The organism is Brevibacterium sp. p3-SID960 (assembly GCF_025144725.1).
Lineage (GTDB): Bacteria > Actinomycetota > Actinomycetes > Actinomycetales > Brevibacteriaceae > Brevibacterium.
Genome location: NZ_JALXKS010000064.1, coordinates 1 through 8405 on the forward strand (window position 1 = coordinate 1; position 8405 = coordinate 8405).

Sequence of the window (8405 nt, forward strand, 5' to 3'; positions counted from 1 at the left end):
AGCCCGAGGCCGCCGTGCCCGCTGAGGCACGCGGCACCTCGGCGCTGGCCCGCGTGTACTCCGCGCTGCTCTCCCGGCAGGGGGAGACGCGGGTCGAGCGCCGACTCGATGCCACCGAGCGGGCCTGCCAGCTGCTCGGTGACGTGCACATGAGCGCCCCGGTGGTCATGCTCACCGGCACTAATGGCAAGTCCTCGACGGTGCGGATGGTCGACCGGATCCTCTCAGCCGCCGGGCTGCGGGCCGGGCGCTTCACCAGTCCGCACCTGCACCGGGTCACTGAGCGCATTGCCGTCGATGGTGAGGAGGTCAGCGAACGGGTCTTCGTCGATGCCTATGACGCGGCCGCCCCGATCCTGGAGATGGTCGATGCGGAGCTCGTCGCCGCAGGCCGACCGAAACTGACCTTCTTCGAAGCTCTGACAGCGCTTGCCTTTGCGATCTTCGCCGAGGCGCCTGTCGACGTCATGGTCATCGAGGTCGGCATGGGCGGCGAATGGGACTCCACCAACGTCGCTGATGCCGCGGTGTGCGGTTTCGCGCCGATCGGCTATGACCACCAGGCCTACCTCGGTGACACGCTCACCGAGATCGCCGCGACGAAGGCCGGCATCCTCAACCGTTCTATCGACCCGACCCCGGCCCCAGACCCGGTGGCAGTCATCGCAGGGCAGGTTGAGGAGGCCGCCGAGTCACTGGCGGTCCAGACGGCCGAACGGGGTGTGCCTGCGCTGTGGGCTGGGCAGAACTTCGGGCTGCGCGGGCGCGACCGCGCCGTCGACGGCCAGCTCATCGACGTGCAGGGACTCTACACCGGATACCCGGACCTGTTCCTGCCGCTGCACGGAGAGCATCAGGCGCACAACGCCGCCCTGGCGATCGCCATGTGCGAGGCGTTCCTCGCCGATGCCGACAAGCCGCTGAACAGCGAGATCGTCGCCGAGGGACTGGCCCAGGTGACCTCACCGGGGCGTGCGGAGATCCTGCGCACCGAGCCGACGATCCTCGTCGACGGTGCGCACAACCCGGCCGCGGCCGAGGTGCTCGCCGACACGATCGGCGAGGCCTTCGACTTCGAGTTCGTCGTGGCCGTGGTTGCGATGTTCGCCGACAAGGATCCACACGGTGTCCTCGAATACATCCACCGGTTCGCCGACCGCATCGTCGTCTCCGAGGCCCTCTCGCCGCGGGCGCTCGAACACGGCGAACTCGCAGCGGCTGCCGCCGAGTGGTTCGACCCGGAGGACGTCACCGACACACCAGACCTCAATGCCGCGCTCATGGCCGCGATCGATCTGGTCAACAGCCAGGACAGCCCGCACGCCGGGATCGTCGTGACCGGCTCCCTGCTGACCGTCGCCGAGGCCCGCACGCTGCTGGGCAAGGGAGGCATCCAGTGACTGCCGAACACCCGAACGGCGCAGGCCAGGAGCACCCGGTGGACAAGCCTGACGGGCCTCTGAAGTCGAAGCTGCCGGTGCTGTGCGGTTCGATCCTCATCTCCGAGATCTGCGTCGTCTACTTCGCTGGCCTCACCGGGATCGGCCTCAAGCCGGTCAGCCTGCCGGTGCTCATCACTGGTGTCGCCGTCATCACGGTGGTGCTGCTGGCTGCGGCGATTCTGCTGCCCAGGCGGATCGGCCAGACCCGTCCCGGCGTCCTGCTCGGCTGGATCGGCCAGGCGCTCATCGTCGCCTGCGGATTCGTGCTGCCGGCGATGTTCTTCGTCGGTCTCGTCTTCGCCGGCCTCTACGCGGCCGCCGTGTACTGGGGCAGACGCATCGACCGTGAGGTCGTCGAGTACTTCCGCACCGGCGGGGGAGAGGCAGCTGCCTGATCTGTGCGGTGTGAGCTGGTTCTCACCGGCCGGGTGCCCCTGGTGGTGATGCAATAGACTGGCACCGCATTGCCCTGCTCGGCGCACAGAACGTCGACTGATGACGAAGGAGAACCTGGTGACCGAACGCACGCTCGTGCTCGTCAAGCCAGATGGTGTGCAGCGCGGCCTCATGGGCCAGATCATTGCACGCATTGAAGCCAAGGGATACAGCATCGAGAAGCTCGAGCTCGTCCACGCAACCGCGGAGCAGCTCGCCGCTCACTACGAAGAGCACGAGGGGAAGCCGTTCTACCAGCCTCTCGTGGACTTCATGTCCGAAGGCCCCCTCGTTGCCCTGGTGGCCTCCGGTCACGGCGTCATCCCCGGCTTCCGGTCGCTGGCCGGAACCACCGACCCGACGACCGCTGCACCGGGGACCATCCGCGGTGACTTCGCCCGGGATTGGGGCGTCAGCGTGCAGAAGAACCTCGTGCACGGCTCCGACTCCGAGGAATCGGCGGCACGCGAGATCGCCATCTGGTTCCCCGAGGACTGACCGACCACAGCTTCGCAGACAGATGCGGGGTGGAACGCGCACAGCGTGTTCCACCCCGATTCGTCTTCGAGGTGCGTCCCGATGTCGTCTTCGAGATGCGTCAGAGCAGTCCGGAGAAGAACGTCCAGAACTTGAGGATGATGAGTCCGTAGACGATGCACATCCACAGCACGCCGATGAGCAGGGCATGCTGGGCGAACACACGGGCATACGGACTGGCTGTGGCACCGGCACCGAAGAAGCCGCGCAGCACCGCGTATCCGCTGACGACGCAGAACATCGGAATCGTCACCGTCCACACCACGATGCACCACGGGCAGCCGACCCCGATGACGAAGATCGAGGTGTAGAAGAGGTACATGCACAGAAGCGCACCCGCCCCGAGACCGGCAGCCAGACCCATCCACACCCAGCCCGGCAGCTCCACCCGGGCGAGGACGAGCACCCCGAAGATGAGCGGTACGACGAATGCCGCGATGCCGAGGAACTGATTGGGGAACCCGAGCAGCTGGGCCTGCGGGTACTCCATCACCGACCCGCACGAGAAGAACGGGTTCAGATCGCAGGACAGCGCAGTGCCGGGATTCTCCAGCTTGCGCACTTTGTCGATCGAGAGCAGGAACGACATCCACAGTCCGATGACCGATCCGATGATGAGGAAGATCCCCAACGGCAGTCGGCGCAGGAACCACGCATCGGCAGCCGGCGCGGCTGCAGGGGATGAGGCAGGGGAGGATGCCGCAGGAGGTGTCTGGGCAGGAGGAGTATTCACCCCAACAGCATGCCGTGTCGATTCGGTCTGCGACAAGTGTGACCGGATGTCGAGGCTGATCTTCCCACCGCGGAACCTGCGCCGCTGCAGGACGGCACACGGTGCTTATGACATAATGATGATGGCGACAGGCTGAACACACCCGGCCAGTTGCCCGCTTCCACCGAGCGGAGGTCTGACTCCCGCAGGTCAAAGCTGAAGCGGCACGTGCGTGCCACCGCGCTGACGCAATTCGCGCGAGCCCATGTGTACCCACAGTTTTTCTGCCCGCCGGCGCGGCTGCGATGCCGCGAGACGGGCACCGCCATCGCCCATGGCGCAGCTGGAAGGTGTGCCGGCTGCGGTGGGCAGGGAGTTCCATACAGATGAATCACGAACCCGAGGATCAGCAGAATCCGACAGAGGGCATTCTCGCCGATCTCGAGAATCTGCGTGCGCAGTCCGAAGACAAACGCACCGACGACGACGCCGACTCACGTGGTGACGCATTCGCCGTCCTCGACGAGATCGCCGAGAAGGCCGAATCGCTGCGCGCCGGTGAGCATTCCGCCGAGGATGCTGCCGAGGCAGCTGGGGCCGATGACGATTCAGCAGAGGAGAGGCCCAGCCGTTCGACTCGCCGCCGCTCTGCCGGCGGCCCGAAGTCAGCCCGCTCAGCCGTCGCCAACCGCGGTCTGATCTTCGAGTCCTATGTCGGTGACTCCACCGACGACGAAGATGACGACAGCGACGATGACTCCGAATCGCAGCCCGCACAGCAGGCTGTCACGATCGATGTGCGCAACCCGTTCTCCTTCGGCTTCAGCACTCAGCGCGACGAGTCAGATGACGAGCCGCTGCAGCCGGTGAGCGTGCCGGCCGGAGGCGGTCTGCTGTTCCAGACGCCGCAGGCCGAACTCGGTCAGCAGGTGGATCCGGATTGGACCCCTGATGACGACGAAGACGATGACGACGACGCTGACGGCTCCGGCCGCAGTGATCGCTCCGGTCGCGATGACGACGACGATGACGACCAGCCGCGCCGCCGCCGCCGAGGCGGGCGGGGCAAGCGCTCGCGCGGTCGTTCCGACAGCAGCGACGGCGACTCCGGTTCCGACAGCGACAACCGCGGCGGCCGCCGCCAGCGCAGCGACGTCAGCGACTCCAGCCAGGACGAAAGCACCTCCGACGACAGCGGCCAGAGTGACAATCGCGGTGGCCAGAACGAGCGCGATGACCACAGGCAGGATCGCAGCGACGATTCCGGTGACTCCGATGACGAGTCGAGCAGCTCACGGCGTCGCCGCCGGCGCCGCAGCCGGTCGGGCTCCGGATCCAGCAGCGGCACTACCGCCTCTGAAGTCACCGGCGTCAAGGGCTCAACGCGTCTGGAGGCCAAGCGCCAGCGCCGGCGCGAGGGCCGCGAGGCCGGCCGCCGCCGCCCGGTGATCTCGGAAGCGGAGTTCCTCGCCCGCCGCGAATCCGTTGAGCGCACCATGCTCGTGCGCGACCGCGACGACCGCACCCAGCTCGTCGTCACCGAAGACGGCATCGCCGTCGAGCACTACCTCAGCGAGTCGAAGGCCCAGGCCTCCCTCATCGGCAACGTCTACCTCGGCAAGGTGCAGAATGTGCTGCCGAGCATGGAAGCCGCCTTCGTCGACATCGGCAAGGGCCGCAACGCCGTCCTCTACGCCGGCGAGGTCAACTGGGACGCACTCGGCATGGACGGCAAGCCGCGCCGCATCGAGCTCGCTCTCAGCCCCGGTGACTCGGTCCTCGTGCAGGTGACCAAGGACCCGATCGGTCACAAGGGCGCCCGCCTGACCGCGCAGATCTCCCTGCCCGGCCGGTTCCTCGTCTACGTTCCCGGCAGCGACATGACCGGCATCTCCCGCAAGCTTCCGGACAATGAGCGACAGCGGCTGAAGAAGCTGCTCAAGCAGATGGTGCCCGAATCCGCCGGCGTCATCGTCCGCACCGCCGCCGAAGGCGCCTCGGAGACGGAGCTCGGCCGGGACATCGAGCGGCTGTCCAAGCGCTGGGAATCGATCGAGAAGAAGTCGGCCTCGACGAAGACGACTGCTCCGCAGCTGCTGTACAAGGAGCCGGACATGATCGTCCGGATCATCCGCGACGTCTTCAACGAGGACTTCAGCGCTCTCGTCGTCGACGGCGACGAGTCCTGGGACACGATCCACGAATACGTCGAAGCCGTCGCCCCCGACCTGCTCGAGCGGCTGAGCCGCTACGAGGAGGACGGGGACATCTTCGACCACTATCGCGTCTCCGAGCAGATCGACAAGGCCCTGCAGCGCAAGGTCATGCTGCCTTCCGGCGGTTCGCTGGTCATCGACCGCACCGAGGCGATGACCGTCATCGACGTCAACACCGGGAAGTTCACCGGCTCCGGCGGCAACCTCGAAGAGACGGTGACGAAGAACAACCTCGAAGCAGCAGAAGAGGTCATCCGCCAGCTGCGGCTGCGCGACATCGGCGGCATCATCGTCGTCGACTTCATCGACATGGTCCTCGAATCCAACCGCGACCTCGTCATCCGTCGGCTTGTCGAATGCCTCGGCCGCGACCGGACCCGCCACCAGGTCGCCGAGGTGACTTCACTGGGCCTGGTGCAGATGACCCGCAAGCGCATCGGCACCGGGCTGGCCGAATCGCTGGCCGCTGCCGGAGAGGATCTCTCCGGGCGCGGCCTCGTGCTTCCGGGCACCGAGGACGACGGCTCCTCGCGCGGCCAGTACAAGTCGCGCAAGCGCCGCGGACAGGACAACCGCCGCTCGCACAAGGACGCGCAGTCACGCGAAGAGGAGGAGAAGCAGTCTGCCTCCCGTTCGGCTGTCGCCGCGATCGCAAAGGCGACGCTGAAGGCCGATGACGACGACAGCGTCGAGACACCTGCGGCCGACCAGGGCTCTGGCGCCGCAGCCGTGCAGAACGGCGGCTCTCGGCGCAAGGGCCGCGGCAGGCAAGACGACGGTGACTCCGGAGGCGCGGGCAGTGACGAGCAGGGAGGCAAGCGCTCACGGCGCAGCCGCTCCCGCCAGGCGAAGTCCGACGATACCGGCCAGCAGGCTGCCAGCCAGGACCAGAGCTCTCAGCAGTCTGAAACTGAGCCGGATCCGGCGCGCCGCACCTCACGCAAGCCCGTCGAGCCCAGCGGGCCGGCACCGCTCATGATCGGAGCCGAGACCGAAACCCGCGTGCAGGAGGCGCCGGCGCGCTCGGTCGGCCGGCCTGAGCACGCCGACAGCCAGCACGCGCATGCAGACAACTTCGCAGCGCCGCCGGCCGCGGCTGAGCCGAAGCATCAGCCGCCAGTGAAGAAGGCCGATGCGCCGCCGATCCTCATCATCGGCGCCGACGACTGAGCTGAGCGTCCATGAGGCATGTGCAGGGCCTGTTGCCGGATCACCGCGGCAGCAGGTCCTGCAGCGCTCTCATTAGGTGCTTCAGGGCGTGCCTGGGATTCGCTGGGGCGCGCAGACGCGAAATCCACGCAGCTTATACCACAGATCCGCACCGGTTCCGTGATTCAGCAGCAGCCGAATGTGAGGTAGATAACAGTTGGATAACTGAAAGTCGCATCGGCGCTTCTGCAGTTGCGGTCAGCCCTGTTTTAGTGGAACTTATAGCTTCATGAGCACCTTTGTGAGCGCCGTCACACTCCTACCTCTGACGGCAAACGCGTCCATCGAAGAAAAGGTCGACGGCCTCCTCGCTCCGTTCGTCGACCGGTTCGAATCAGTCATCTTCTACCCCGTCTCGATCGGAGCAGTGTCCTTCCCGATCGTGGTCGCCTGGCTGATCATCGCAGCCTGCATCTTCACCGTCTACTTCGGCTTCATCCAGTTCCGCGGATTCGGTGTCGCGCTTGAAGTCGTGCGCGGCAAGTTCTCCTCCAAGGACGACCCGGGTGAGGTCACCCACTTCCAGGCGCTGTCCTCGGCAGTCTCGGGCACCGTGGGCCTGGGCAACATCGCCGGTGTCGGCGCCGCGATCGCCATGGGCGGCCCGGGTGCTGCGTTCTGGATGGTCGTTGCAGGAATCCTCGGCATGGCCACGAAGTTCGTCGAGTGCACCCTGGGCGTCAAGTACCGCGAGATCGACCAGGACGGCGTCGTCCACGGCGGTCCGTTCAAGTACCTGCCCATCGCCTTCAAGTTCATGAGCCGTCCGGTCGCAAAAGCGCTGACCGGCGTGTTCGCCATCGCCATCCTGCTGTTCGGTGTCGCCGGCGGCGGTATGTTCCAGGCCAACCAGACCGTCGTCCAGCTGCAGAACTCCGCAGGCGGTGCCGACGGCCCGCTCGGCGACGGCATGGTCCGCCTCATCATCGGCATCGCCATCGCCCTGCTCGTCGGCCTCGTCATCATCGGCGGCATCAAGTCCATCGGCAAGGTCACCGACAAGCTGGTCCCGGGCATGGCGCTGTTCTACATCGCCTCCTGCCTCATCGTCATCCTCGGCAACCTGTCCTACATCCCGACCGCCTTCGGCATCATCTTCGAAGGCGCTTTCAGCCCGCAGGGCATCGCCGGCGGCGTCGTCGGTGTCATGATCGTCGGCTTCCAGCGCTCAGCCTTCTCCAACGAGGCCGGCATCGGCTCAGCACCGATCGCCCACTCGGCGGTCAAGACCCGCCGCCCGGTCTCGGAGGGCTTCGTCGCCCTGCTCGAGCCGTTCCTCGACACGGTCATCGTCTGCCTCATGACGGCACTGACGATCATCATCGCCCACCAGCCGTCCTACCAGGAGGCCATCGAGACCACCGCCGCCGGCGGCTCGGTCGACGGTGTCACCCTGGCCTCGGATGCGTTCTCGACCATCACCGGCTGGTGGCCGATCCTGCTGACCGTCGCGGTTGTGCTCTTCGCCTTCTCCACCCTCATCACCTGGGCGTACTACGGCGAGAAGGCCTGGCACTTCCTGTTCGGCCGCCGCAAGGCCACCGACCTGGTCTACCGCCTCATCCTCATGGCGTTCATCGTCGTCGGATCGGTCGCATCGTTCGGCAAGGTCATCGCATTCGCCGATGCCGCGCTGTTCATGTGCGCCTTCATCAACATCCTCGGCCTCTACATCCTCATGCCGGTCGTCAAGCGCGAGATGAAGCAGTACCTCGCCGACCGCAAGCACGGCAAGCTCTACGAGCTCGGTGCTGAGGACGAAGCGCACCTGGAGGAGATCCGCCAGGACCAGGGCCTGAAGTGACCACCGCCTCGGCGCCGGTGAGCACCTGACCGGAACCGAGCCCGACCCCG

At 66.4% G+C, this 8405-nt stretch carries 6 protein-coding genes; 5 read left to right on the plus strand and 1 reads right to left on the minus strand.

Annotated features, from left to right (window positions below; all coding sequences use genetic code 11):
- From M3B11_RS13180 to ndk, 3 genes are all read left to right on the plus strand, one after another.
- On the plus strand, positions 1 to 1400 hold a 1400-nt coding region (locus M3B11_RS13180; RefSeq protein WP_396121592.1), incomplete at its 5' end, for a bifunctional folylpolyglutamate synthase/dihydrofolate synthase.
- Positions 1397 to 1837 carry a DUF4233 domain-containing protein gene (locus tag M3B11_RS13185; protein ID WP_259877922.1) on the plus strand — a complete coding sequence of 147 codons (441 nt, stop codon included), beginning with the start codon at positions 1397 to 1399 and terminating at the stop codon, positions 1835 to 1837. The genes M3B11_RS13180 and M3B11_RS13185, both read left to right, overlap by 4 nt.
- A gap of 100 nt (positions 1838 to 1937) precedes the next feature.
- Entirely contained in the window at positions 1938 to 2375 is a 438-nt protein-coding gene (gene ndk, locus M3B11_RS13190) for a nucleoside-diphosphate kinase (RefSeq protein WP_259877923.1), read from the plus strand.
- Positions 2376 to 2475: 100 nt separating this feature from the next.
- Here the strand turns inward: ndk and M3B11_RS13195 are convergent, their stop codons facing one another.
- Positions 2476 to 3147, minus strand: a complete 672-nt coding sequence (locus tag M3B11_RS13195) for a vitamin K epoxide reductase family protein (RefSeq protein ID WP_259877924.1) — start codon at positions 3145 to 3147, stop codon at positions 2476 to 2478.
- Positions 3148 to 3512: 365 nt separating this feature from the next.
- On the opposite strand from M3B11_RS13195, the gene M3B11_RS13200 reads away from it, so the two are divergent.
- Positions 3513 to 6512, plus strand: a complete 3000-nt coding sequence (locus M3B11_RS13200) for an Rne/Rng family ribonuclease (RefSeq protein ID WP_259877925.1) — start codon at positions 3513 to 3515, stop codon at positions 6510 to 6512.
- Positions 6513 to 6780: 268 nt separating this feature from the next.
- Positions 6781 to 8355, plus strand: a complete 1575-nt coding sequence (locus tag M3B11_RS13205) for a sodium:alanine symporter family protein (protein ID WP_259877927.1) — start codon at positions 6781 to 6783, stop codon at positions 8353 to 8355.
- Positions 8356 to 8405 lie beyond the last annotated feature (50 nt).

Excerpts from the sequence above, each read along its gene's own strand:
- ndk (WP_259877923.1), top strand. The coding sequence starts at position 1,938 with ATGACGAAGGAGAACCTGGTGACCGAACGCACGCTCGTGCTCGTCAAG.
- M3B11_RS13200 (WP_259877925.1), top strand. The coding sequence starts at position 3,513 with ATGAATCACGAACCCGAGGATCAGCAGAATCCGACAGAGGGCATTCTC.
- M3B11_RS13205 (WP_259877927.1), top strand. The coding sequence starts at position 6,781 with ATGAGCACCTTTGTGAGCGCCGTCACACTCCTACCTCTGACGGCAAAC.